This is a genomic window from Streptomyces sp. NPDC104313, assembly GCF_055583985.1.
In genome coordinates this window covers 376,096-400,450 of sequence record NZ_JBVJMW010000003.1, presented here as the reverse complement: position 1 = coordinate 400,450, position 24,355 = coordinate 376,096, and the positions used below count along the sequence as shown (strand labels likewise).

Annotated in this window: 26 protein-coding genes; 18 read left to right on the top strand and 8 right to left on the bottom strand. The window is 71.8% G+C overall.

Annotation, left to right across the window (positions count from 1 at the left end; translation table 11 throughout):
• Positions 1-4: 4 nt before the first annotated feature.
• The 7 genes from ACZ60Q_RS08935 (at position 5) to ACZ60Q_RS08905 (ending at position 6,244) form a co-directional block, all read left to right on the top strand.
• Positions 5-979, top strand: a complete 975-nt coding sequence (locus ACZ60Q_RS08935) for a TerC family protein (protein WP_469630439.1) — start codon at positions 5-7, stop codon at positions 977-979.
• Positions 980-1,060: 81 nt separating this feature from the next.
• Positions 1,061-1,318: a hypothetical protein gene (locus tag ACZ60Q_RS08930; protein ID WP_469630436.1), complete on the top strand. Its 258-nt coding sequence runs from the start codon at positions 1,061-1,063 to the stop codon at positions 1,316-1,318.
• 73 nt (positions 1,319-1,391) lie between these two features.
• Positions 1,392-2,192, top strand: coding sequence for a VOC family protein (locus ACZ60Q_RS08925; protein WP_469630433.1), 801 nt, complete (start codon positions 1,392-1,394; stop codon positions 2,190-2,192).
• A gap of 219 nt (positions 2,193-2,411) precedes the next feature.
• Positions 2,412-2,807 (top strand): TOBE domain-containing protein, encoded by a 396-nt coding sequence (locus tag ACZ60Q_RS08920; protein ID WP_469630431.1) that lies wholly within the window; start codon positions 2,412-2,414, stop codon positions 2,805-2,807.
• 38 nt (positions 2,808-2,845) lie between these two features.
• Positions 2,846-3,658, top strand: a complete 813-nt coding sequence (modA, locus tag ACZ60Q_RS08915) for a molybdate ABC transporter substrate-binding protein (protein WP_469630429.1) — start codon at positions 2,846-2,848, stop codon at positions 3,656-3,658.
• Between the two features lie 79 nt (positions 3,659-3,737).
• Positions 3,738-5,732, top strand: coding sequence for an ABC transporter permease (locus ACZ60Q_RS08910; protein ID WP_469630426.1), 1,995 nt, complete (start codon positions 3,738-3,740; stop codon positions 5,730-5,732).
• A 146-nt stretch (positions 5,733-5,878) separates the two neighbouring features.
• Positions 5,879-6,244 carry a PH domain-containing protein gene (locus ACZ60Q_RS08905; protein ID WP_469630424.1) on the top strand — a complete coding sequence of 122 codons (366 nt, stop codon included), beginning with the start codon at positions 5,879-5,881 and terminating at the stop codon, positions 6,242-6,244.
• Between the two features lie 15 nt (positions 6,245-6,259).
• On the opposite strand, the gene ACZ60Q_RS08900 is transcribed toward ACZ60Q_RS08905, so the two are convergent.
• The gene (locus ACZ60Q_RS08900; RefSeq protein WP_469630421.1) at positions 6,260-7,030 is read right to left on the bottom strand and encodes a peptidoglycan recognition protein family protein; all 771 of its coding nucleotides are present in this window, start codon (positions 7,028-7,030) and stop codon (positions 6,260-6,262) included.
• A gap of 143 nt (positions 7,031-7,173) precedes the next feature.
• A complete protein-coding gene (locus ACZ60Q_RS08895; RefSeq protein WP_469630418.1) occupies positions 7,174-8,400 on the bottom strand; it encodes a cation:proton antiporter in 1,227 nt (408 codons plus the stop codon).
• A gap of 384 nt (positions 8,401-8,784) precedes the next feature.
• On the opposite strand from ACZ60Q_RS08895, the gene ACZ60Q_RS08890 reads away from it, so the two are divergent.
• Both ACZ60Q_RS08890 and ACZ60Q_RS08885 read left to right on the top strand, forming a co-directional pair.
• Complete coding sequence (locus ACZ60Q_RS08890) at positions 8,785-11,079, top strand: MMPL family transporter (RefSeq protein WP_469630416.1); 2,295 nt, start codon at positions 8,785-8,787, stop codon at positions 11,077-11,079.
• Positions 11,080-11,129: 50 nt separating this feature from the next.
• Positions 11,130-12,260: an acyltransferase family protein gene (locus ACZ60Q_RS08885; RefSeq protein ID WP_469630414.1), complete on the top strand. Its 1,131-nt coding sequence runs from the start codon at positions 11,130-11,132 to the stop codon at positions 12,258-12,260.
• Here the strand turns inward: ACZ60Q_RS08885 and ACZ60Q_RS08880 are convergent.
• The 5 genes from ACZ60Q_RS08880 to ACZ60Q_RS08860 form a co-directional block, all read right to left on the bottom strand.
• The gene (locus ACZ60Q_RS08880; RefSeq protein WP_469630411.1) at positions 12,247-12,447 is read right to left on the bottom strand and encodes a hypothetical protein; all 201 of its coding nucleotides are present in this window, start codon (positions 12,445-12,447) and stop codon (positions 12,247-12,249) included. The two genes, ACZ60Q_RS08885 and ACZ60Q_RS08880, sit on opposite strands and share 14 nt — an antisense overlap.
• 63 nt (positions 12,448-12,510) lie before the next feature.
• Positions 12,511-12,873 (bottom strand): SCO5918 family protein, encoded by a 363-nt coding sequence (locus ACZ60Q_RS08875; protein ID WP_469630408.1) that lies wholly within the window; start codon positions 12,871-12,873, stop codon positions 12,511-12,513.
• 146 nt (positions 12,874-13,019) lie between these two features.
• A complete protein-coding gene (locus tag ACZ60Q_RS08870; RefSeq protein WP_469630405.1) occupies positions 13,020-14,591 on the bottom strand; it encodes a DEAD/DEAH box helicase in 1,572 nt (523 codons plus the stop codon).
• Between the two features lie 245 nt (positions 14,592-14,836).
• Positions 14,837-15,040: a cold-shock protein gene (locus ACZ60Q_RS08865; protein WP_015609674.1), complete on the bottom strand. Its 204-nt coding sequence runs from the start codon at positions 15,038-15,040 to the stop codon at positions 14,837-14,839.
• Positions 15,041-15,410: 370 nt separating this feature from the next.
• Positions 15,411-15,758, bottom strand: coding sequence for a MerR family transcriptional regulator (locus ACZ60Q_RS08860; RefSeq protein WP_469630402.1), 348 nt, complete (start codon positions 15,756-15,758; stop codon positions 15,411-15,413).
• 394 nt (positions 15,759-16,152) lie between these two features.
• On the opposite strand from ACZ60Q_RS08860, the gene ACZ60Q_RS08855 reads away from it, so the two are divergent.
• The 6 genes from ACZ60Q_RS08855 (at position 16,153) to ACZ60Q_RS08830 (ending at position 20,601) form a co-directional block, all read left to right on the top strand.
• Positions 16,153-16,728: a hypothetical protein gene (locus tag ACZ60Q_RS08855; RefSeq protein ID WP_469630400.1), complete on the top strand. Its 576-nt coding sequence runs from the start codon at positions 16,153-16,155 to the stop codon at positions 16,726-16,728.
• A gap of 10 nt (positions 16,729-16,738) precedes the next feature.
• Positions 16,739-17,326: a toxin gene (locus ACZ60Q_RS08850; RefSeq protein ID WP_469630398.1), complete on the top strand. Its 588-nt coding sequence runs from the start codon at positions 16,739-16,741 to the stop codon at positions 17,324-17,326.
• A 69-nt stretch (positions 17,327-17,395) separates the two neighbouring features.
• A complete protein-coding gene (locus tag ACZ60Q_RS08845; protein ID WP_469630395.1) occupies positions 17,396-18,667 on the top strand; it encodes an MAB_1171c family putative transporter in 1,272 nt (423 codons plus the stop codon).
• A complete protein-coding gene (locus ACZ60Q_RS08840; protein WP_469630393.1) occupies positions 18,664-19,278 on the top strand; it encodes a hypothetical protein in 615 nt (204 codons plus the stop codon). The genes ACZ60Q_RS08845 and ACZ60Q_RS08840 overlap by 4 nt, the downstream gene beginning before the upstream one ends.
• 129 nt (positions 19,279-19,407) lie before the next feature.
• Positions 19,408-19,653 carry a hypothetical protein gene (locus ACZ60Q_RS08835; RefSeq protein ID WP_469630390.1) on the top strand — a complete coding sequence of 82 codons (246 nt, stop codon included), beginning with the start codon at positions 19,408-19,410 and terminating at the stop codon, positions 19,651-19,653.
• A gap of 90 nt (positions 19,654-19,743) precedes the next feature.
• A complete protein-coding gene (locus ACZ60Q_RS08830; RefSeq protein WP_469630388.1) occupies positions 19,744-20,601 on the top strand; it encodes a GNAT family N-acetyltransferase in 858 nt (285 codons plus the stop codon).
• A gap of 101 nt (positions 20,602-20,702) precedes the next feature.
• On the opposite strand, the gene ACZ60Q_RS08825 is transcribed toward ACZ60Q_RS08830, so the two are convergent.
• Positions 20,703-21,446, bottom strand: coding sequence for an alpha/beta fold hydrolase (locus ACZ60Q_RS08825; protein ID WP_469630385.1), 744 nt, complete (start codon positions 21,444-21,446; stop codon positions 20,703-20,705).
• Positions 21,447-21,659: 213 nt separating this feature from the next.
• Here ACZ60Q_RS08825 and ACZ60Q_RS08820 point away from each other — a divergent pair, with 213 nt between their 5' ends.
• The 3 genes from ACZ60Q_RS08820 to ACZ60Q_RS08810 all read left to right on the top strand — a co-directional run bounded on the left by ACZ60Q_RS08820 (position 21,660) and on the right by ACZ60Q_RS08810 (position 24,352).
• Positions 21,660-22,145 carry a peroxiredoxin gene (locus ACZ60Q_RS08820; RefSeq protein WP_469630382.1) on the top strand — a complete coding sequence of 162 codons (486 nt, stop codon included), beginning with the start codon at positions 21,660-21,662 and terminating at the stop codon, positions 22,143-22,145.
• 113 nt (positions 22,146-22,258) lie between these two features.
• On the top strand, positions 22,259-22,768 hold the full coding sequence (locus tag ACZ60Q_RS08815; RefSeq protein WP_469630379.1) for a hypothetical protein: 510 nt from the start codon (positions 22,259-22,261) through the stop codon (positions 22,766-22,768).
• A 129-nt stretch (positions 22,769-22,897) separates the two neighbouring features.
• Positions 22,898-24,352, top strand: a complete 1,455-nt coding sequence (locus ACZ60Q_RS08810) for a flotillin family protein (protein WP_469630376.1) — start codon at positions 22,898-22,900, stop codon at positions 24,350-24,352.
• Positions 24,353-24,355: the final 3 nt, after the last annotated feature.

Here is a 24,355-nt window from a genome sequence, read left to right as displayed (position 1 = left end):
CGGCGTGCACGTACCGGTGTGGCTCTGGATCGTGTTCGCCGTGACCGTCGTCGTCTCGCTGACGGTCGACCTCCTGGCACACCGCAAGGCGCATGTCATCGGCTTCAAGGAGGCCGGGCTGTGGAGCGCGCTGTGGGTGGGCCTCGCGCTGGTCTTCGGCGGGGTCGTCTTCCTGACCCTCGGGAGCACCGCCGGAACGGAGTACACGACCGCCTGGTTGCTGGAGAAGAGCCTTTCGGTCGACAACCTCTTCGTCTTCGCGCTGATCTTCGCGTATTTCAAGGTGCCCCGGGAGTATCAGCACCGGGTGCTCTTCTTCGGCGTCATCGGCGCGCTGGTGTTCCGCGCGGTGTTCCTGACCCTCGGCGTCGCGGTGGTCAACCGCTTCACCTTCGTCCTGTTCCTCTTCGCCGCGATCCTTTTCTACAGCAGCTATAAAATCCTCAGCGGCCAGGAGGAGAACTTCGACCCGGGCAGAAGCTTCGCGGTGCGGCTGCTGCGGAAAATGATGCCGGTCCAGGACCACTATTCCGGGACGCACTTCGTCGTCCGCGAGGAGGGGCGGCGGGTCGCCACCCCGCTGCTGGCGGTGGTCGCCGCGATCGAGACGGCCGACCTGGTCTTCGCGGTCGACAGCGTGCCCGCGGTGCTCGCGGTCAGCGACGACCTGTTCATCGTCTACACCAGCAACGCCTTCGCGATCCTGGGGCTGCGGGCCCTGTACTTCCTGCTGGCGGGGCTGCTGGACCGGTTCCGCTACCTGAGCCACGGGCTGGCGGTCATCCTCGCCTTCATCGCGGTCAAGCTCATCCTCCAGGCCTCCCACAAGATGATCAGCACCTCGGTCCCGGAGATTCCGTCGCCGGTGAGCCTCGCGGTGATCGTCGTCATTCTGGCGGTTTCGGTGACTCTGAGCATGCGCCGTCCGGCGAAAAGCCCGGACTCCACGGACGCGTCCGACACCGATACGGGCGAGTAGGGTCACGGAAAGCAACACCATTCCCCGGCCATGCAAAGGGAAAGACTTTCCGAAATCTCCTGCGCCGCCTATCGTGAGTAAATGGCCAGCAAAGAGCGTGACACCCGGCAGCGGGCCGCTTTCATGTGCCCGACCTGCAAGGAACCCGTCCCTTCCGAGGTCCACCGCCACAAGTCCCTCGGGATCTTCGTCCCCGTCTGGCGCGCGGGGCCCTGCGAGAACCCCGACTGCGCGGACCACGTCGCCGAGGAGGTGCCCGTCCGGCACCGGACCGGCACCTCCTCGGCCGTCTCCCCTTCTCCCGGACTCCGCCCGACGCGCGGACCGGGCTCCGGCTGACTAGCGTTGGCTGTGCGGGCGGGGGCCCGTACGGGCGGGGCCGAGACAGGGACTCCAGGGAAGGACCGGGACCATGGCTGTACAACCTGAGGGCACTCCATGCTGGGCGGACGCCATGTTCGCCGACGTCGAGGGCGCCCGGAGCTTCTACGGTGACGTACTGGGCTGGACGTTCGGCGAGAGTGCGTCGGAGTTCGGCAACTACACGCAGGCGTACGCGAACGGCAAGGCGGCGGCGGCCGTCGTCCCCCCGATGCCGGGCGCGGAGGGCCAGTCGGCGTGGTGCCTGTACCTCGCGTCGCCGGACGCGGCGGCCACCGCGGAGAAGGTCCGTGCGAACGGCGGCGAAGTACTGATGGAGCCGATGCGGGTCGGCGACTTCGGCACGATGGCACTGGCCCGCGACCCCGGTGGGGCCGTCTTCGGCATCTGGCAGGCCGGGAGCCACGAGGGGTTCGAGACGGAGATGGGCGCTCCCGGCGGGTACTGCTGGGGCCAGATCTTCACCCGGGATCCGAAGAAGGTGGACACGTTCTACCCGTCGGTCTTCCCCTACACCGTGCGGAAGTTCGACGACGAGTCGATGGACTTCACCATGTTCGACGTCCAGGGGAAGACGGTCCTCGGCCGGATGGCGATGGGCGACGACTTCCCGCCGGAGGTACCCGCGTATCTGAACGTGCACTTCGCCGTGCCGGACTGCGACGCCGCCGTGGCGAAGGCGACCGAACGCGGCGGGGCGCTGCGGTACGGGCCGACGGACAGTCCGTTCGGCCGGTTCGCGACGCTCAGCGACCCGCAGGGCGCCACGTTCACCGTGATCGACGTGACCACCACCGAGGGCGAGATGCCGGCGTCGAGCCCGGCGACCTGACCCGGGGCCGTCACACCGTACGGGCCGCGACCGGAAAACGGGCGCGGCCCGTACGCGTGCCCGGCACGGCCCGTACACACACCCGCCGCGACCTCGTGGCCGCACCCGGCGCGACCTCGTGCCCGCCCCCCGTACGTTCCTCCGAGACCTCCCGCAGTTGCGATGGATCATCGTCCGGAGAATGGTAAATGCCAGCCCGATTGGCCTAGCGTGTCGCACATGCAGTCCTACACAATCGGTCAGGCAGCACGACTTCTCGGGGTCAGCCCCGACACCGCACGCCGCTGGGCGGATGCCGGCCGGGTCGCGACCCATCGCGACGAGGCCGGCCGCCGTCTGATCGACGGCCGCGCGCTGGCCGCCTTCTCGATCGAGGTCGGCCAGGGCACGGGCGGCGAGGACGAGGCCGGGTACACCTCGGCCCGCAACGCGTTCCCGGGCATCGTCACCGCGGTGAAGCTCGGCGACGTCGCGGCCCAGGTCGAGATCCAGGCCGGTCCGCACCGGCTCGTCTCGCTCCTGACCCGGGAGGCGGTGGAGGAGCTGGGGCTCGAGGTCGGCATGCGGGCGACCGCCCGGGTGAAGTCGACCAACGTGCACATCGACCGCGTCTGAGACCCGGCCGACGACGAGCATCCAAGGAGCCCACCCACATGTCCCTGTCGATCAACCGCCGCCGTGCGGCCGCCGCCGTCCTGACCACCGCCCTCCTGATCCCGCTCGCCGCCTGCGGCGACGACTCCGGCTCGGCCAAGGGCAAGAGCGAGGGCCCCGGCTCGGGGGCCGCGACGGGCACCCCCGCGGCCGACCTGACCGTGCTGGCCGCCTCCTCCCTGACCGACGTCTTCAAGGCCGCGGGAGCCGCGTACGAGAAGGAGAACCCCGGCGGCAAGGTGACGTTCTCCTTCGCGGGCTCCCAGGAACTGGCCGCACAGGTCAAGCAGGGCGCCCCCGCCGACGCGCTGGTCACCGCCGACACCAAGACGATGGACGGCCTCTCCGGCGAGACCGGGAAGCCGACCGTCATCGCCAAAAACCGCCTCGTCATCGCCACCGGTGAGGGCAATCCGGAGAAGGTCGAGAGCATCGAGGACCTCGCCGACCCGAAGCTGAAGGTCGTCCTGGCCGCCCCCGAGGTGCCGGTGGGCCGCTACAGCGCGCAGATCCTCGACGCGCAGAAGATCGAGGTGAAGCCGGTCTCCCAGGAGCCCAACGTCCGCGCGGTCCTGTCCAAGGTCTCGCTCGGCGAGGCCGACGCCGGGCTCGTCTACAAGACCGACGCCCGGGCCGCCACCGACAAGGTCGACGCGATCGAGATCCCGGACGCGGAGAACGCCATCGCCTCCTACCCGGCCGCCACCCTGAAGACCTCGAAGCACAGCGAGGCCGCCGCCGCGTTCGTCGCCTGGCTCTCCACGCCCGCCGCGCAGGAGATCCTTCGGGGGGCGGGCTTCCAGCAGCCGTGACCGCACCACCCCGGCAGGCCCGTGGCGACCGATCCGACGGGCCTGCCGGCACCGCACTCCGAGCCCGACGAGGTCACCGATGAAGCGTCCCGGCCGCCGCGCCTCCGGGGCCCGCCCACCCCTGCTGCTGACGGTGCCCGCCCTGCTGGCCGTGGCGTTCCTGATGCTGCCGCTCGCCGGGATCCTGGTCCGCACCTCCTGGGGCGAGCTCGGCGCCCACCTCACCGCCGAGGCCACCACCGAGGCGCTGCGGCTCTCGCTGCTGGTCTCCCTGTGGGCGCTCGGGCTCTCCCTGCTGCTCGGGGTGCCGCTGGCCTGGCTGCTGGCCCGGGTGCCGTTCCCCGGCAAGGCGTTTCTCCGCTCGCTGGTCCTGCTGCCGATGGTCCTGCCGCCCACGGTCGGCGGCGTCGCCCTCCTGCTGGCGTTCGGGCGGCGCGGGCTGCTCGGGCCCTGGCTGGAGGACACCTTCGGCATCACGCTCCCCTTCCACACCTCGGGGGCCGTACTGGCGGCGACGTTCGTCGCGATGCCGTTCCTGGTCATCTCGCTGGAGGGTGCCCTCGGCGGGCTGCGCCCCCGGTACGAGGAGACCGCGGCCTCGCTGGGGGCCTCGCCGGTCCGGGTGTTCCTCACCGTGACGCTGCCGATGGTCGCCCCCGGGCTGATCGCCGGAGCAGCCCTGACCTGGGCGCGGGCCCTCGGCGAGTTCGGCGCGACCATCACCTTCGCCGGGAACCTCCCCGGCACCACGCAGACCCTGCCGCTCCAGGTCTATCTGCTGCTCCAGGACTCGCCGGAGGCCGCCACCTCGGTGTCCCTGCTGCTCCTGGCCATCGCGATGGCCGTCCTGATCGCGCTCCGGGGCCGCTGGACCGGCACCCCGGGCGCCCACCGGGACCCCGACCGCCGGTCCGTTCCCGACCGCTCCGAAGGTACGGACGAGGCGACCGGCTCGTACCTGCCCGGCGGTACGGACTCGTACGGGGCCGGCGGTACGGAGAAGGCTCCCCGTACGACGAAGACGCCCGCGCCGTCCGAGACCTGGCCACTGCACGCCGACGTCACCGGCTTCACCCACCTCACGCTGGACGCCCCGGGCGGCACCACCATCGCGGTGGTCGGCCCCAACGGCGCGGGCAAGACGACGCTCCTGCGGGCCCTCCTCGGCCTCACGCCCCGCGCACACGCCGCCCTGCGCCTCGGCGACAGCGACGTCACCGGGCTCCCCCCGCACCGCCGGGGCGTCGCCTGGGTGCCCCAGGACGGGGCGCTCTTCCCGCACCTGAGCGCCCTGGCCAACACGGCGTACGGGCTCCGCGCCCACGGCGCGCCCCGGGCCGAGGCCCGACGCGAGGCCCAGGGCTGGCTGGACCGGCTCGGGGTGGGCCACCTCGCGCACCGGAAGCCCTCCCAGCTCTCCGGCGGCCAGGCCCAGCGGGTCGCCCTGGCCCGCGCGCTGGCGGCCCGCCCCCGCCTCCTGCTGCTGGACGAACCGCTCGCCGCCCTCGACCAGACGACCCGGTCCCGGGTACGCCACACCCTGCGCGGGCACCTGGCGGACTTCGGCGGGGTCTGCCTGATCGTCACCCACGACCCGGTCGAGGCCCTCTCTCTGGCCGGCCGGGTCCTGGTGCTGGAGGACGGCCGGGTCCTCCAGGACGAGCCGCCCGCCGAGGTCACCCGGCACCCGCGCTCGCCGTGGGTGGCCCGGATGCTCGGCCGCAACGCCTGGCCCGGCACCGCCACCGCCGACGGCCTGGCCCCGGAGGGCGGCGGACACCTCGTGGTCGCCGAACCCCTCCCGGCGGGCACGGACGCCCTCGCGGTCATCGCACCGGAAGCCGTCTCCGTACACCGGGAGAGGCCCACCGGCAGCCCGCGCAACGTCTGGCCCGGCACGGTCCGTGAGATCACCTCGGTCGGCAGCCGGCTGCGGCTGCTGATCACCTCCGCCGAGGCCCCGGACCTGGTCGCGGAGATCACCCCGGGGGCCGCCGCCGACCTCGGGATCGCCGACGGGAGCACCGTCTGGACCAGCGTGAAGGCCACCGAGGCGACGGTCGTCCCGCTGTAGGGCGACGGCCCTCCGCCACGGGCGCCCGAGCCCGAGGGAACCAAGATCCCGCCCCGCGCGTACTTCTGTACGTATGTACGTCCGGCCTCCGCACGTACGTTTCGCACGGCACCACTGCACCACGACACCACGAGAGACGGGGACCCATGTCGCTGTTCGGCAACGCCCACACGATCGACCCGGCCACCGCCCAGCAGGAGTACGCGCGGCTGCTGGGGCAGGGCGAGCAGATCCACGCCGCGTATCTGCTGGTCCGCGACAGCATCCTGTTCACGGACCGCCGGCTGATCCTCGTCGACAAGCAGGGCATCACGGGTAAGAAGGTGGAGTACCGCTCCGTCCCGTACCGCAGCATCACCCAGTTCTCCGTGGAGACGGCCGGGACGTTCGACCTCGAAGCCGAGCTGAACATCTGGGTCTCGGGCAACCCGGTGCCGCTCCGGAAGACGTTCACCAAGGGCGTCGACATCTACGAGGTCCAGGGGATACTCGCGCAGTTCGTCTCCCGGTAGTCCCACCCACGAGGGTCAGAAGTACGGGCGCAGCCGGGCCGTCGCCGAGTGCCCGGGGGCGGCGGCACGCAGCTTCGCGACGCGCTCGCGCAGTTCGGGCAGCAGCCCGTGGAGCGCGTCGCCCGGACAGCGGGTCTCGAAGCTGTCGCGGTGGCCGGAGATGACGTGCAGCCGGGCCACCTGGCCCTCGTCGAAGCGGCTCTCGTCGTTCGTCGAGACCAGGTCGACGGTGCCCAGCGGGTCCGCCCCGGGCCGCAGTTTCCAGGCGGCGAGCTTCACCAGCGCGTCCATCATCGGCTCGGGCACCTCGGCCCCCGCGCCGAAGTTCCCGATCGCCGCGATGCCGACCGTGTCGGTGTTGAACCCCTTGGTGTGCGCGCCGAGGACCGAGCGGCCGACCCCGCCGGCACGGCCCTCGTAGACGGTGCCGCAGCGGTCGACGAGGAAGTTGTAGCCGATGTCGTCCCAGCCGTCCTGCCGGATGTGGTCGCTCTGGACGGCCCGGATCAGGTCGGGGGCGTCCGCGCAGTCGTAGCCGCTGGGGTTGCCGGTGTGGTGGACGAACACCGCCCGCGCCGCGCCCGTGTAGTGCGGCCCCTCCCGGACCAGGTGCTCGTCCGCGTGCCACTCCCGGCGGCTGACGACGGCCGGCTGCGGCAGTCCGCGCGGCGGGCGGGGTCCGGAGGCCAGCTCCGTCCCCGGCGCGTGGAACGCCGGGCCGTCCCCGAACACCAGGAGTGCCAGGGGCAGGGCCAGAGCGCCCAGGACGAGTCGGCGGGACCACATGGACTTCACCCTGTGGCCTGACCTCCGGCTTCGCAGAGGAGCGAGCCGTTCGGGTGACGCACCACCGGGCCCCCGCAGGCCCTCTCTCGCGGCCCGAGCGTTCGGGCAGGCCTACCGGCGCGTGCCCCAGGAGGCACGGGACCTCACCACGCCTCGCCGCTCTCCGCCGTCCGGCCCGGAACGGCCCTGCCCCCGTCGCCCTCCTCCCGCCGCAGCAGCCGGAACGCCAGCAGGGGGAACACCAGCACCGACACCATCGCGGCGGCGACCAGGGCCGCGGCCTCGCCCGCCCCGATCACCTTCTCGTCCAGGCCGATCGCGGTGATCGCGACCACCAGCGGCAGACAGGTGGACGCGAACAGCCCGAGCGCCGACCGCGAGGCGCGCCCCGTCAGGTCGCGCGGGGCCAGCAGATACGCCGGAACCCCGCGCACCAGCAGGAACAGCACCAGGAAGACCGGCAGGAGCAGCAGCGGGCGTCCACCGTCCAGGAGCGCCGCGAGGTCGAAGTCGATGCCCGTGACGATGTAGAAGAACGGCACGAGGAAGCCGAAGCCGATTGCCTCGACCCGCTCCAGGATCGCGTCGCTGCGCTCGGGCACCGCCCCCTGGAGGACCAGCCGGGTCAGCATTCCCGCGGCGAACGCGCCGAGCAGGGTGTCCAGGCCGAAGACGTGGGCGAGGCCCAGCATCCCGGCGAGCAGCAGCATCACGAAGCGGACCGCGAACTGGCCGCTGGAGTGCAGCGTCACGGCGATGAGCCGGGCGAACCACGGCGGCCGGGGCCGCATCGCCCAGAACACCGCGCCCGCCGTGACGACCGCGAACACGGCCAGCACCGCGCCCGCCGCACCCGGGCTCCGGCCGCTGAACAGCAGGGCCATCGCGATGATCGGACCGAACTCCCCGACCGACCCGAACGCCATCACCACCGACCCGAACCGCCCCTCCAGCCGCCCCGAGTCCCGCAGGATCGGCAGCACCGCGCCCAGCGCCGTGCTGGTGAGCGCGGTGCCGATGACCAGGCTCTTCGCCAGGTCCGCCCCGCTGAGCAGCAGCGCGACGCCGAGCCCGGCGGCGAACGAGAGAACCCACGCCCCGCCGGCCCGGCGCAGGGTGGAGCCGCGCACCTCGGCGAACCGGATCTCGTAACCCGCCAGGAAGATCAGCATCGAGAGCCCGAGGTCGGACAGGGTGTCGATGACCTGGTCGTGATGGGCCCAGCCGAGCACATGGGGCCCGGCCAGGACGCCGAGCACGATCTCGAAGATGACGACGGGGACCGGCAGCCACCGCCCGGTCGCGTAACCGAGCAGCGGAGCGAGAACCGCCAGGGCCATGATCAGGACGAGGGTCCCGGGGTACTCCATCGCTCGTGTATAGCAAGGAACACCCCGGAATCAGCCGCTATGACACCATCCCGCACCCTCCCGCATCCCCTGGCGTCCCCCGGCGTCCCCCTGGAGTCCCCCTGGAGTCCCCTGCATCCTCCGGACCCTCCGCGCCCGGCCCGCCCGGCCCGCCCGACCGGGGTGGGGACACCCCCAGGAGAAGCCCCCATGAGCAGCCCACGGGCCAAGCCCCGAGCGGGCACCGGCCGTACCCCGGGCAGGTCTCGGACCGCACCCGTCACCCGTTCTCCCGCGTCGGCGTGCCCGGTGGCGGCCGGAGCCGTTGAATGCGAACTCCGGGGCGCCCCGGCACGGGGACGGGAAGCGTCGCTCCGGGAACGGGGCGGAAGGCAGGAGAACCGCATGCCGTCGTCACAGGCCCGCACGGACGGGACGGCCGCCCCGCGCCGCCGGGGAGCGCTGCGCCGCACCGGCGAGTGGTGCGCCCGGCACTTCGTCACCGTCCTCGTCCTGTGGGTGGCCGCACTCGCCGGGCTCCAGGTGCTCCAGCACGCGTACGGCGGCGACTACTCCGACGACTTCTCGCTGCCCGGCACCCAGTCCCAGGAAGGCCTCGACGTACTGAAGGCGCATGCGCCACAGGCGGGCGGCTACAGCGCGCAGGTGGTGCTGCACGACGCGGACAAACCGCTCACCTCCCTCTCCGACCAGGTCGCCACGGCCGTCTCCGACCTCCAGAAACTCCCCGACGTGCTGTCCGCGCAGAACCCGCTGCCGCCGGCCGGCTCCACCCCGCCCCCGGCGCCGGACCCGAACACGGGGCCGCTCTCCACGGACCAGAAGACGGCCTACATCACCGTCCGCTTCAGCGTGCAGCCCTCCACCTTCGACCCGTCCTATCTGGACGGGGTCGACAAGGCGGTGCAGCCGCTGCGGTCGGCCGGGGCGACGGTGGAGTACGGCGGGTCCCTCGGCGAGCTGGCCCGTCCCGAGCCGGGCGACCGCACCAGCGAGGCGATCGGCTTCGGGGTGGCGATCGTGGTCCTGCTGATCGGCTTCGGCAGTCTGCTGGCCGCCGTGCTGCCGCTGGTCACCGCGCTGGTCTGCGCCCTGTGCGGTCTCGCGCTGCTGGGGCTGCTGGCCGCCGCCGCGACCTTCGCGACCGTGTCCCCGACGCTCGCCACGATGATCGGTATCGGCGTCGGCATCGACTACGCCCTCTTCCTGGTCACCCGGCACCGGCAGAACCTGGTCGACGGCCAGGATCCGGTGAGAGCCGCCGGGAACGCCGCCGCCACCAGCGGGCACGCGGTACTGCTCTCCGGCTGCACGGTGATCATCGCGCTGTCGGGCCTGTGGGTCTCCGGCATCGGGTTCATCGGCAAGCTCGGCCTGGCCGCGGCGGTCACCGTCGTCACCGCGGTGATCGGCGCCCTCACCCTCGTCCCGGCGGTCCTCGGGCTGATCGGCCGCCGCATCGACCGGGTGCGCGTACGGAAACCGGTGGCCGAGACCGTCCCCGCGAAGGACGGCGAGGACGGCGAGGACGGCAAGAACGGCGCGGAGCCCGGCGGCTGGCACCGGTACGCGCAGCGGGTGGAGCGGCGGCCCTGGTGGTTCCTGGCCGGCGGGGTGGTGGTGCTGGCCGTCCTGTCCTTCCCCGTCCTCTTCATCCAGCTCGGCCACATCGGCGACGGCGCCGACCCGAAGTCGTTCACCGACCGGCGCGCCTTCGACCTGATGTCCACCGCCTTCGGCCCCGGCTCCAACGGCCCGCTGACCCTGGTCATCGACCAGAGCAAGGTGCCCTCCTCCGACCGCTCCGCCCTCGCCGACCAGGCGCAGAAGGCGCTGACGGGCGTCCAGGACGCGCAGGTGATCACCCCGCTGACCGCCACCTCGGACGGCGACGTGCTGACCGCCACCGCCTACTCGGTGGCCGCCCCGCAGGACGGGCGGACCACCTCCCTGACGAACCGGCTCACCGACGACGTGCTGCCGAAGGCCGTCGCCGGCACCGCCGCGAGCACGTACGTCACCGGCACGACCGCCGCCCAGGTCGACTTCCTGGACATCGTCTCCAGCAGGCTGCCGCTGATCATCGCGGTCGTCGTGGGCCTGGCGTTCCTGGTGATCCTCGCCGTCTTCCGGGGCCTGCTCGTCGCGGTGAAGGCCGCCGTGCTCAACGTCCTGTCGATCGCCGCCTCCTACGGGGTCGTGGTGGCCGTCTTCCAGTGGGGCTGGGGCGGCCCGGCCCTGGGGGTGTCGGGAGACGTCCCGATCGAGAGCTACGTCCCGATGATGATGTTCGCGATCGTCTTCGGGCTGAGCATGGACTACGAGATCTTCCTGCTGTCCCGGATCCACGAGGCCTGGGTGCGCACCGGGGATCCGCGCGCGAGCGTGGCTCACGCGCTGGAGATCACCGCCCGGGTCATCACCTGCGCGGCGCTCATCATGGTCAGCGTCTTCGCCGCGTTCGTCATCAGCGACAACATCGTCGTGAAGATGCTGGGACTCGGGCTGGCCGCCAGCGTGCTCATCGACGCCACCGTCGTACGGCTGCTGCTGGTCCCCGCGGTGATGACCCTGCTGGGCCGGGCCGCCTGGTGGATCCCGGGCCCGCTGGACCGGATCCTGCCGCACCTGGACGCCGAGGGGGGCGCGGAGCCGCCCGGGCGGGCCGGGCGAAAGTGACGAGCACCACAGTGGACGGAAGGAACGCCTCCGCGTTCTAGGGTGTCAGGATGCTCTCCCCCCTCACCACCGAGCAGCCGCGCCCCACCGCCGCTGCCGGCACCCCGGCGACCGGAAAAGCACCGCCCGACGGCCGTGACCACTTCTTCGACAACGCGAAGTACCTGGCGATCGTGCTGGTGGCGATCGGACACGCGTGGGAGCCCCTGCCCCCCGGCCGCCTCGTGGAAGCCGCGTACACCTTCGTCTACACGTTCCACATGCCGGTGTTCATCCTGATCGCGGGCTACTTCTCGCGGAACTTCGAACTGCGGCCGGACCGGGTGTGGAAACTGGTCACCAGTCTGCTGGTGCCCTACGTCCTGCTGGAGATCCTGTACACGCTCTTCCACCGGACCACGCGCGATCCGGACTTCGCCCTCTCGCTGCTGGAGCCCTACTGGCTGCTGTGGTTCCTGCCCGCCCTGTTCCTCTGGCGGCTGTCCACCCCGCTGTGGCAGACCGTGCGCTTCCCGGTGCTGGTCTCCCTCGCCATCGCCGCCCTGGCGACGGTGTCGCCGGCCGCTGACGGAAGCCTGCAGATCCAGCGCATCCTGCAGTTCCTGCCGTTCTACGTCCTCGGCCTGCGGCTGCGCCCGGAGCACTTCACGGCTCTCCGCTCCACCTGGGTGCGGGTCGTCTCGGTGCCGGTGTTCGTGGCCGGGATGCTGCTGGCGTACTGGCTGGTGCCCCGGACCTCGACCTCGTGGTTCTTCCGGAAGAACAGCACCGAGGAGCTGAGCGTCTCCCAGTGGACGGGCCCGACCACCACGCTCCTGCTGTTCGTGGCCGCGATCGTGCTGGGCGCGTGCTTCCTCGCCTGGGTGCCCAAGGGCCGCAGCTGGATGACCACGCTCGGCACCTGCACGCTGTACGGGTATCTGCTCCACGGCTTCGTCGCGCGGGGCCTGAGGTACGGCGGCTTCTACGACGACCCGTTCTTCGACACCACGATGGGCACGGTCGCCGTCACCCTGGGCGCGGTCGTCATCATGACCCTGCTGTGCACGCCCCCGGTCCGGTGGCTGCTGCGTCCGCTGCTGGAGCCGCGCATGGAGTGGGCCCGGCAGAGACCACCGGCCGCCCGCACGTCCTCGGACGCCGAACGGCCGGGGGGCAGGGGGAGGTTCAGTCCACGATGATGTTGTCGCCGAGGACCGAGACGTGCTCCAGGACGTCCTCCAGCGGATCGTCGATCTGGCCCGTCGAGATCAGGGCCACCTGCGGGCCGTTGTGAGCGTCGGTGTGCGTTTCGTCGGCGTGCGCGGCGGTGGCGGGCAGCGCGAACGCCACCACTGTCACGCCTAACGCGGTCAGCTTCCTCATCATGGCGGTGATCATCGCATGCCCCGCGACGCCCGAACACGGCGTCGCGGGGCCGGGAAGCAGGTCTCAGACCCCGTCGGCCCGGGGTACGGAGACCGCTCCGGGAGCCTCGCTCCGCGTCTCCGCCGGAGTGCCCAGGAGCGCGGAGGCCGTCTCCAGCGGGGTACGGGCGGGGGCCGGCGCGGGCACGGCCGACTCTGCGGTACGGCAGGTGAAGCCGAGCTTGGACAGCGCCCGGACCACCTCGGCGGAGCTGAAGTCCCGCCGGTCCTGCCGGGTGATGACCTCTCCTACCTGCTTGACGGGGTAGACACGGCGGCTGATGACCACCGCGTCGCCGGTGACGGGTTCGGGCTTGATGCCCTTCATCGAGTCCTCCACCTCGTTCTTGAACAGATCGAACGGGAAGCGGGCGATGACACAGCGCATGGTTCCTCAACTGGGGTCGAGTGCACGGGGACGTGTCGGGTGCACGGAGGGGACGTGAAGGAGCCCGGACGAGGGGCTCGGTGCACGCGCCGGAGGGTTCGCCGGGCGTGCGGGGTGGCCGGCGGCGGACCGTCGGCCGCCCGGATTCACGCGGCGCGGTTGTTCCGGCGCTGCGTGGCGGCCGCACGGGCCTCGGGCGTCGGCACACCGGGACGACGGCCACGGGCCGGAGCCCCGCTGCCGCCGCGCTTGGTGCCGCGGCCCATGAACGCGCCGCCGCGGCTGCTGCCACGCTCCTTGGCCGGGGCGGAGATGACGACCGGGACGCCGGAGGGCGCCTGCGCACCGGTGATCCGGCTCAGCTCGGCCTCGCCGGAGCGGACCTGGGCGATCTGCGGGGTGATCCCGGCATCCGCCATCAGCCGGGTCATCTCGCGGCGCTGGTTCGGCAGCACCAGCGTGACGACGCTGCCGGACTCCCCGGCGCGGGCGGTACGGCCGCCGCGGTGCAGGTAGTCCTTGTGATCGCTCGGCGGGTCCACGTTGACGACCAGGTCGAGGTTGTCGACGTGGATGCCGCGCGCCGCGACGTTGGTGGCGACCAGCACCGTGACGTGCCCGGTCTTGAAGCGCTCCAGGGTGCGGGTGCGCTGCGGCTGGGACTTGCCCCCGTGCAGCGCCGCGGCCCGGACCCCGCTGTGCAGCAGGTGGTCGGTGAGCTTGTCCACCGCGTGCTTGGTGTCCAGGAACATGATCACGCGGCCGTCGCGGGCCGCGATCTCCGTCGTGGTGGCGTACTTGTCCGCGCCCTGGACGTACAGGACGTGGTGCTCCATCGTCGTGACGGCGCCGGCGGCCGGGTCGACGGAGTGCACGACCGGGTCCTTCAGATAGGTCCGCACCAGCAGGTCGACGTTGCGGTCCAGGGTGGCCGAGAAGAGCATCCGCTGCCCGTCCGGGTTGACCTGGTCGAGCAGCTCGGTGACCTGCGGCATGAAGCCCATGTCGGCCATCTGGTCGGCCTCGTCGAGGACGGTGATGGTGACGCGGTCCAGGCGGCAGTCGCCGCGCTCGATCAGGTCCTTGAGGCGGCCCGGCGTCGCGACGACGACCTCGGAGCCACCGCGCAGCGCGCTGGCCTGGCGGCCGATGGACATGCCGCCGACGACGGTGGCGATGCGCAGCTTCAGCGACCGGGCGTACGGGGTGAGCGCGTCGGTGACCTGCTGGGCCAGCTCCCGGGTGGGGACGAGGACCAGGGCGAGCGGGCGCTTGGCGTCGGCGCGGCGGCCGGCGGTGCGGGCCAGCAGCGCGAGGCCGAAGGCGAGCGTCTTGCCCGAGCCGGTGCGGCCGCGGCCCAGGACGTCCCGGCCGGCCAGCGAGTTCGGCAGGGTGGCCGCCTGGATCGGGAAGGGCACGGTCATGCCCTCGGCGACCAGCGCCGCCTTCAGCGGTGCGGGCATCTCCAGCTCGCCGAAGGTCTCGGTGGCGGGGAGGGCCGGGGTGACGGTCACCGGCAGGGCGAACTCGCCCTTGAGGCCGGAGGCGGAGCGGCGGCCGTAGCCGCCGGACCGGCCGGAGCCGCCGGAGCGCTTGGGTCCGCCGCCGAAGCCCGCGGCGCGGCGCTCGCCGCCGCCACCGGAGTAGCGGGGGGCGCCACCGCCGGAGCGGGTGCGGGAGAATCGGTCGTTCGAGCGGGGCGTGCGTTCGCGGTTCATCCAGAACCTTTCCTCGATGGGGCACGTATCGAGGGATTCTTTTTCGGGAAGCGACCGTGAACGGCACCCAGAATCGCAAGAACGAGCCGATGAAATGACAAAAGAAAACGAAGCCCGGCCGCCGGGAAACAGTGCACCGGACGCGGCTTCGTCGGGGGGCGCGCGGAACGGGCCCCGGAAACGACAACGAGCTGGGGCCCGCACCCCAAGGTGCGGGCCCCAGCTGCGCAGTACTACCTGAGTGATCAGGCGGGGGTGATGTTCTCGGCCTGCGGGCCCTTCTGGCCCTGCGTGACGTCGAAGTTCACCTTCTGGCCCTCCTGCAGCTCGCGGAAGCCGGAGGCGGCGATGTTGGAGTAGTGGGCGAAGACGTCGGCGCCGCCGCCGTCCTGCTCGATGAAGCCGAAGCCCTTTTCTGCGTTGAACCACTTCACGGTGCCAGTAGCCATGTCATATCTCCTTAGGGGCAGAGCCCGCGGGCCCACACTGTGCGGACCCCACGTCGCCGCGATGATTACCCCGTCCGGAAGAACACCGGAAATACAAAAGTGCGCCTACCGACATCCGACCGGCAAGAGCACTTGAAGTTTTTGGGAACCACAACTGCAACTGAGATCAACAGTAGCACGATGGGGCCGGGAGAGGCGGGTGCCTAATATCACCGGCCGCGTCGGAACAGATCGGAAGAGAAAAGCCTCATCGCACATTGCGCGAAATTCTATGCTGACGAATGCAGATATCTTCGGGGCCGCGCAGGACCCGGCGCACGGAGCGGCGGAGCGGGCCGGGGTCCGGCGCGCGGTGTCGGCGCGGCGGCGCTCAGCGGTCGGCGGGACCGCCGGAGCGGGCGGACCGGCCGCGCAGCTCCTCGTTGAGGCGCAGCGCCTCCTCCAGCTGGTCCTCCAGGATGACGATGCGGCAGGCGGCCTCGATGGGCGTGCCGGCGCCTACCAGGTCGCGGGCGCGGGCGGCGATGCGCAACTGGTAGCGGGAGTAACGGCGGTGGCCGCCCTCGGACCGCAGCGGGGTGATCAGCCGGGCCTCGCCGATGGCCCGGAGGAACCCCGGCGTCGCGCCGATCATCTCCGCGGCTCGCCCCATCGTGTAGGCGGGGTAATCGTCGTCGTCGAGCCGGTCGGTGGCGTGCGAGGGGGTCTCCGGGGGCATCTGCACCTCTTCCGTCACGCGCGACCGGAGGAGCCGGGCGCCGTACGCCTGCGGGGTGCGCCTCTGCTGCGTACCACTGATTCACGTGACTGCACAAGAAAGCCTAATCGCCCGGCAAGGCCATGTCTATCGCGACTGGAACAGATTTGGGCCACCGGGAAGGGCGCGGCGGGTCCACCCCTGCGGCTCACTGACCGACCCGTCAGTTGTCGTCGGGAGGACCGCGGGGCCATAATGCACGCGTAGCCCTTCACGCATCCCCCGTCGTGAAGGGCTACACCCCTGTCCGGAGCCCTGTTCCGGGCGTCGCGGGGCACAGGATCACTCACGGGCAAGGGACTCCCCTCGCGGTCCCCTGCCCGTGTTTTTTCGAGTTAACAGTGACGTAGAGTGTTTGCGCAAGCTCAGTTCCGACTCCGAGGTGATCGTGGAGGCCCGGATGGCCATGGACGACGGCGGCGAACGCGGCCCGGAACCCGTCGAGCCCCCCGGTCCGGACGAGCTTCCCCGCCTCGACTCGCTGCGGGAAAAAGTCGAGTACATGGTCGAGAAGACCTTCCCCGGACAGAAGATCTCGGGCCGGGTCTTCGCCGAGCTGGTCCGCGACCGCGGCGGCTCGCTGTCGCACAGCTACTTCTCCAACATCCTGGCCGGCAAGGTCACCCAGCCGTCCGAGGACATCCTCAAAGCCCTCGGCCTGGGCTTCGGCGTGGACTGGCGCTTCTTCAAGGAGGAGTCCGAGGTCGTCGACGACGTCGTCGCCGGACTCCAGTTCCTGGCCAAGCGGCGCACCGGGGAGATCAGCGGCCTGGCCGGCCGGGGTCTGGACGACGACGGGCTCCCGCCGGAGCTGCTGCGGTTCGCCCTGTCGCTGCTGGAGGACGCGACCCGGGAGAAGGACGGCCCGGGGGGAGGAAGCGGCGGCCTGGATTCCGCCCTCGACCACCGCCCAGCGGGTCCGACGGCGTAGCGTCTTGGCCATGTCCCTGCGGAAACTGCGGAAAGAGTGCGAGGCCGGGCTCGCCGACCTGCCCATCCCGGTTCCCTTCACCCTGGACGGGCTCGTCGCCAACATGGAGGAGGCGAGCGGGCGCACGATCCGGCTGCACGAGATGCCGGACCGCCTCGCCCGCGTCAACGCCGCCTGCGGGCTGCGTCTGAAAGCGGGCGGCACCAGCCTCGTCCTCTACCGCCGCAGGCCGACCGCGTACCAGACGCAGCATGTGATCCTGCACGAGCTGTGCCACGAGTGGTTCGACCACGGGACGACGCTCGACGCGGAACAACTCCGCACGCTCCTCCCGGTCTTCGACACCTCGCTGATCGCCCGGATGATCTCCCCGGCCGCCGCCGCGACCTTCGCCTCCGGCGGCGGCACCGTCCAGGCCCGGGCGCAGTACGCGACCCATGACGAACGCATGGCCGAATTCGGTGCCTCCCTGATCCCCCGGATGGCGCGGGACCTCACCACCGATGACATGGTGGGGCGCCTGGACAACTCCCTGTCCCGCCCGGTGGCCCGCCGACGGCGTGGCCTCTTCCCCGGAAGACGGCCCAGCGACATCTGACACGTGCCACCGCCCCACCCGCGCTCCAGTACCCCGACCCCGCCCCCGACCCCGAGGACGAACACCGCCGTGACCCCCCTCGATCTCGCCGGCTACCTGATAGCCGGCCTGATGACGGCCGTTGCCCTGTGGCGTATGCCCGCCGCCCTGTGCGGCGACGAGGAGGACCGCAGACGCCGGGCCCTGTGGGGCTGCTACGCCGGATTCGCCATCGCGCTGTGGACGAAGACCGAGGTCGTGCGCATCGGCCTCAACAACAGCGCCGTCACCGACCTCGCCGTCCTCATCAAGCACTACACCGCCACGGTGGCAATTCTGGCCATCCTCAGCTACATCGTGGCCATCTACGGCAGCTACCCCGAGGCGGGCGAGGTCCCCCGCCACGTACGGTTCGCGCAGTTCGTCCAGAAGCTGGCGGCCAAGGCCTCCGTCGCCACCCTGATCCTGCTGACCGTCCTCTTCTTCACCGTCGTCGACCGCTCCGAGCCCTCGGACCGCTTCGTCTCCGACCACGCGGGCGAGTGGGGCGCCACGCTCTACATGAGCGTCTTCTACCTCTACCTCGGGGCCGCGTCCGCCGTGTGCGCCTTCCAGTGGGCGCTGGCCACCCTCGACACCCGGCGGCGCCATCTGCGCATCGGGCTCGGGATGATGACGTTCGCGATGTTCATCGGCGTCGGCTACACCGTCAGCCGCACCCTCTTCCTGTGGATCAGCGTGGTGGACGAGCCGAGCGAGGCGTTCGCCCTGCGGTTCGACCAGGTCACCGAGGCCGCGCAACTGGTGCTGTTCGCCTTCTTCGCCCTCGGCGCGTCCGTCCCCGCCTTCGCGGCCGGCGCCCGCCGGGCCCGACTGTGGCGGGCCCAGGTCCGGCTGCACGCCCTCTGGTACGAGCTGATGGCGGCGTTCCCGGACCAGCCGTTCGACCCGCCCGCCTCGCTGGCCCGCGAGCTGACCCGGTTCAACGTCCCGGCCGACCTACGGGTGGACCGCTGGGCCGCCGACATCGCGGACGCGGCCGAGAAGCTGCGCCACTACGTGCCCGACGGGCTGCTCGTCGCCGCCGAACGGGCCGCCGCCCGCGACACGGACGACCCGCGCCGGGCCGAGTCCCTCACCGACGCCTACTGGATCCGGGCCGCCCTGCTCGCGAAGGACTCCGGCGCGCCCGCCGGGGGCGCCGCGACGGTCGCCGCCCAGCACGCGGCGGACCAGGACGGCGAGGTGGCCCGGCTGGTCCGGGTCGCCGCCGCGTACCGGACGGTCGGCGAGGAGTGCGCCCGCGCGGTCCTCGTGGCGGCGACGGCCGAGACCACCCGCACGACGGAGAAGAGCGCATGACCGGCACCACGACCGGCGAGGGAATCCCCACCGCCTCCGCCCGGACCGCGTCCGTGGCACGCGCTGTCACCGACGTCCTCCAGCCGCGCAACGCCCTGCTGGCGGGCATGCTCGGCATCGGCCTGGCGGCGGCGGGCGACTGGTCGGGGCTGCTCTGGGGTTTCCTCGGGGCGCTCTGCGCCGGGCTGATCCCGGCGGGGTACATCGAGTGGGAGCGCGGGCGCGGCACCTGGGGCGACCGCCATGTGGTGGACCGCACCAAGCGGGCACCGATCTTCTTCGTGATCCTGGGCTCGATCGGCGCCGGCTCGGTGGTGATGGTGCTGGGGAACGCGCCCACCGGCATCCTCGTCGCGATGCTCGCGCTGTGGGTGATGACGATCGGCCTGCTGGCCGTCAACACGGTGTGGAAGATCTCGGTCGACTCGGCGGTGGCCTCGGCGTCCGTCTCCCTCCTCGCCGTCGTGCACTCCCCCTGGTGGATCGCCGCGTACACGCTGACCGCGGCGGTCTGCTGGTCCCGGGTCGCCCTCGGCTACCACACCGTCGCCCAGACCGTGGCGGGCGCGGGCCTGGGCGCGGCGACGACGGTGGCGTACGGGTTCGCCTGAGGGCGCCCGGGACGGGGTCGGCTCGGTGCCTCGCGGCCGTCCCGATTGCGGGGGCGGCGGACACCCGGTTACGTGTACGGGGAGGGCACGCCCGCGAACGGGACGGCCCGCAGGCTGGAGGTACCTCCGATGGCGAAGAACCGGTCCGCGCCCGCCAAGGGCCTGCGCGGCAGCAAGGCCGGGCTCGTGCTGAGCTTGGGCGGCAGCGCGCTCGCGGTCATCAGGGCGTCCAAGCAGGTCCGCCGGGCCAAGGGCACGCACGACGGGCTGAACACCGCCGACGCGGTGGCGGGGCTGCTGCCGCTGATCACCTCGGCCGCCCTCGTCCTGCGGCAACTGCGCGCCCGACGCCGGGAGGGCCCGGAAGCGGCCTGAGGACCGACCACCCGCCGGCTCAGCCCGAAAGGCCGGAAATCGCCCCGGCCCCGGTCACTGAACAGCCACTCGTCGGGGTACGACTGTGCCGTGCCGAAACCTTTCGAGATCACCGCGGCCCGTGCCGAGGACATCGTGACGCTGGGCGACTGGGCCCACGAGGAGAGCTGGAACCCGGGCCTGTACGACGGCGGGGTGTTCTTCGCGACCGACCCCGGCGGCTTCCTGTTCGGCCGGCTGGACGGCGAACCGGTCACCTCCGTCTCCGTCGTCCGTTACGGCAGCGACCACGGCTTCCTGGGCTTCTATCTGACCCGCCCCCACCTGCGCGGACAGGGCTACGGGCTGCGGACCTGGCAGGCCGGGACCGCCCGGCTCGCCGGGCGCACCGTCGGACTGGACGGGGTGCCCGCGCAACAGGACAACTACCGCCGCTCCGGATTCCGTACCTCCTGGAGCAACGCACGGTTCGAGGGAACGCCCCCGCCCCCGCAGGACATCGCGCCGCCGCCGGGCACCGAACTGGTGGACGCCAGGAGCGTGCCGTTCGACCTGCTCGCCGCCTACGACCGCCGTTACTTCCCGGCCGCGCGGGACACCTTCCTGGCCTCCTGGATCACCGCTCCGGGGCGCACGGCCCTGGCGGCGGTCCGGGACGGCGAGCTCCAGGGCCTCGCGGTGCTGCGGGCCTGCCGCGCCGCGTCCCGGATCGGCCCCCTGTACGCCGCGTCCCCCGCCGTGGCGGCGGCCCTGGTCGGCGCGCTCGCGGCCACCGCCCCGGACACCCCGGTCGCCATCGACGTACCCGACGTCAACCCGGCGGCGGTGCGGCTGGCCGAGGAGCTGGGCCTGACCCCGTCGTTCGACACGGCGAGGATGTACAGCGGCCCACAACCGGTCATCGACCCACGCGGCCTGTACGGCATCACCAGCCTCGAACTGGGCTGACCCGGTACCGCGCGGCGGCCCCACCGGCACCGGCACGATCCGGGCCCCGGCGGCTCCATCGTCGGCCGCCCCCTCCCGTACCGCATCCGCAGTACGGGAGGTCAGCGCGTGGCGCCCGTCCGGTCCTGGAACGGGCCGGGGCCGGGGCCGAGATCGGCGTCCAGGTCGACGGTGCCCTCGGTGGCCTCGGCGGTGGGCGGCAGGGCGAGTGCCGCGCCGACCGGGCCCGGCAGACTGCCGGAACCGAGCAGCCCGGTGACCAGCGCGGTGGTGAGCCGGTGCCAGGCGGCGGCCCGGCGGATCATGGCGTGGTCACCGCCCCGGACGGTGACCATGCAGCTACGGGCTCCGGCGCGACGGGCCCGGGCGGTGAGGGACTGGGTGGCCTGGGGGCTGGTCATCCGATCCCGGTTGCTGTGGACGAGGACGACGTCACGGCCCGCGAGCTGGGTGACCGGATCCCCCGGCGGACACCAGGGGGCGAGCCCGACGACGCCCCGCACCAGCGGGTGCCCGGCGGCGCGGAGGGCGGCGCGCGCCCCCATGGAGTGGCCCAGGAGCACCACCGGCAGCTCCTCGCCCGCTTCCTCCCGCAGTGCGTCGAGGGCGGCCACGGCGTCGTGGAAGGGGTCCGCGCGGGAGCCGTTCCAGCCCCGGTGGGTGTACCGCACCTGCGCCACCAGGATGTCCTCGCCGGCCGCGCGGGCGGCCCGGGCGACGGCTCGGACGAAGGGGCGCATCCGGGTACCGGGCAGATTCAGCAGCCCCGACGGCGGCGGTTGGGTGCCGGTCTCACGGCCCCCGTGCAGAACGAGAACCGCTGCCGAAGGCGGTCGTTGGGCCACGCGTACCTCCAAGGTGCGGGTGCGGGGCACGCTGCCCCTCTCCCCGTATTCGGCGCGGAGGCCGCGCCGGATGGGCGTACGGATCGCCGGGCCGACGGGAGCGGAGTGCCGTCCACCGTCACAGGGTCCAAGTGCCGTCCACTGTACGGTCACGGTCGCGGAACCATCCGTGCCTCCACGCCATCCCCGTATACGACAGCGAAGGAGCCTTCCATGGCATCAGGCCCTCAACTCGGCAGTGCGGCACCGGACTTCACCCTCCCGGGCGGAGTCCTGGCGGGCGATGCCTTCGAGCGCGCCGACTACCGGCTGTCGTCCGCCCGAGGCCGGTCCGTGGTGCTGGCGTTCTACCCGGGTGACAAGACCAGCGTCTGCACGAAGCAGCTGTGCTCGTACTCCTCGGGCATGGAGGCCTTCGAGGGCCTCGACGCCGATGTCTGGGGAATCAGTCCACAGGGTGTGGACAGCCATGAGTCGTTCGCCCGCTCCTTCGCTCTGCGCATGCCGCTGCTGGCCGACGAGGGCCGGGAGACCGCCAGGGCGTACGGGGTCTCCGCGCCGGGCATCGGGGTGCGGCGGGCGGTCTTCCTCATCGGCCCGGACGGGGTCCTGCGCTGGAAGCACGTGGCCCTGCTCGGTGCGACGTTCCAGTCGCTCACCACACTCACGGACCATCTGTCCGGCATCAAAGACGCGTAAAGATTGCCGGAATCCGGCAGTGACCGAAGTGGGTGCTGTATGGGATCATCCAGCCAGATCGACGGAAAACGCTCGGGGAAAGTCGACAGCGGGAGCGACAGGGGAGTGATCGCGTGACCATCTTTCTCGGTCTCGGCATTGCGGGGATCGTGCTGCTCGCGCTCTCCCTGATCCTCGGGGGGATCCTCGAAGGGCTCTTCGACGGTGTTCTCGACGGCCTCTTCGACGGGCTGCTGTCGCTTCCGGTGATCGCCGGCTTCATCTCGATGCTCGGCTTCGGCGGAGCGATCGTGCTCGGCTCGACGGGCGCCGGAATGCTCGTGGCCACGGTCATCGGCGTCGCCGCCGGCCTGGTGGCGGCCTGGCTCACCTGGAAACTCAGCAAGGCCCTGATGCGCGACCAGACGCATACCACCCCGCGCGGCTCCGACCTGATCGGCACCTCGGGGTCCGTAGTGACGGCCATCCCGGCCGAGGGCTACGGCGAGGTGCTGCTGCGACTGGGCGGTCAGCCCGTGAAGTACGCGGCCAAATCGGCCGCGCCCGTCGCGCGCGGGACCGAGATCTGGGTGGAAGAGGCACTGTCGACCACATCGGTCGCGGTCCGCCCGGTGGAGCGCTGACCACCCACCCACACCGATCCACCCGGACGACCCACCGCTACGCGGCACACCGCACCGGTCAACTCCACAGCACCGCCACGCTCCACAACAATCTGCCGTCCCCCACGGGAGGCAGGGGGGACACATCACATGAGTCCAGTAGTGATCGCCGTCATCGGCATCGTCGTACTCCTCGTTCTGCTCGGTCTCGTCGTCATCACGCGCTACAAGGTGGCCGGGCCCAGCGAGGCGTTCATCATCACCGGCCGCCGCGGCAAGAAGTCGACGGATCCGGTCACCGGACAGACCAGCATCGACAACAGCGGCCAGAAGGTCGTCGTGGGCGGCGGCGTCTTCGTCGTGCCGTTCGTCCAGCAGAAGTTCACCCTCGACCTGTCCAGCCGACACATCCCGATCGCCGTACGCGGCGCGGTGACGCTGCGCGGCGTCAAGTCGAACCTCGAAGGCGTCGCGATCGTCAAGGTCGGCGGCAGCGAGGACGCGATCCGCGCCGCGGCCCAGCGCTTCCTCCAGCAGCAGGACGGCATCGTCGGCTTCACCCAGGAAGTGCTCTCCGGCGCGCTCCGCGCGATCGTCGGCCGTATGTCGGTCGAGGACATCATCCGGGACCGGGCCGCGTTCGCCGGGCAGGTCGCGGAGGAGGCCGAGGCCAGCCTCTCCGGCCAGGGCCTGATCCTGGACGCCTTCCAGATCCAGGACATCACCACCGAGGGCTCCTACCTGGAGGACCTCGGCCGCCCGGAGGCAGCCCGCGCCAAGCAGGAGGCGGACATCGCCGAGGCCATCGCGAGGCGGGCCTCGGAGCAGGCCCGGCTGAAGGCGGCCGAGGAGATCGCCATCGCCGAGCGGACGTACTACCTGAAGCAGGCCGAGATCAAGGCCGAGACGGAAGCCGCGGCCGCCAAGGCCAACGCCGCAGGTCCGCTCGCCGAGGCCGCGCGCCAGCAGGAAGTGCTCCAGGAGCAGGAGAAGGTCGCCGAGCGCCAGGCCGCGCTGACCGACCGCGAGCTGGACACGAAGGTCCGTAAGCCCGCCGACGCCGCCCGCTACCAGGCCGAGCAGGAGGCGGAGGCCCGCCGCATCGCCCAGGTCAAGGAGGCCGAGGCCGACGCGGAGCGCTCGCGCCTGACCGGTCAGGGCGAGAAGCTGCACCGTTCGGCCCTGGCCGACGCGGTCCGCATCGAGGGTGAGGCGGAGGCCGCGTCGATCGCCGCCAAGGGTGCCGCCGAGGCGGAGGCCATGCAGAAGAAGGCCGACGCGTTCGCGCAGTACGGCGACGCGGCCGTCCTCCAGATGCTGGTCGAGGTCCTCCCGAGCATCGTGGCGAAGGCCTCCGAGCCGCTGAGCGCCATCGACAAGATGACGGTCATCTCCACGGACGGCGCGAGCCAGTTGGCCCGTACGGTCACCGACAACGTCTCGCAGGGCATGGAACTGCTCAGCTCGACGACGGGCGTGGACCTGGCGTCCCTCCTCCAGAACCTGAAGGGCCGTACGGGAACGGTGCCCGCTCCCACGTCCCCGGACGCTCCGGAGACGGGCTCCTCGACCTCGAAGAACGGCGAGATCGAGATCAAGGGCTGACAC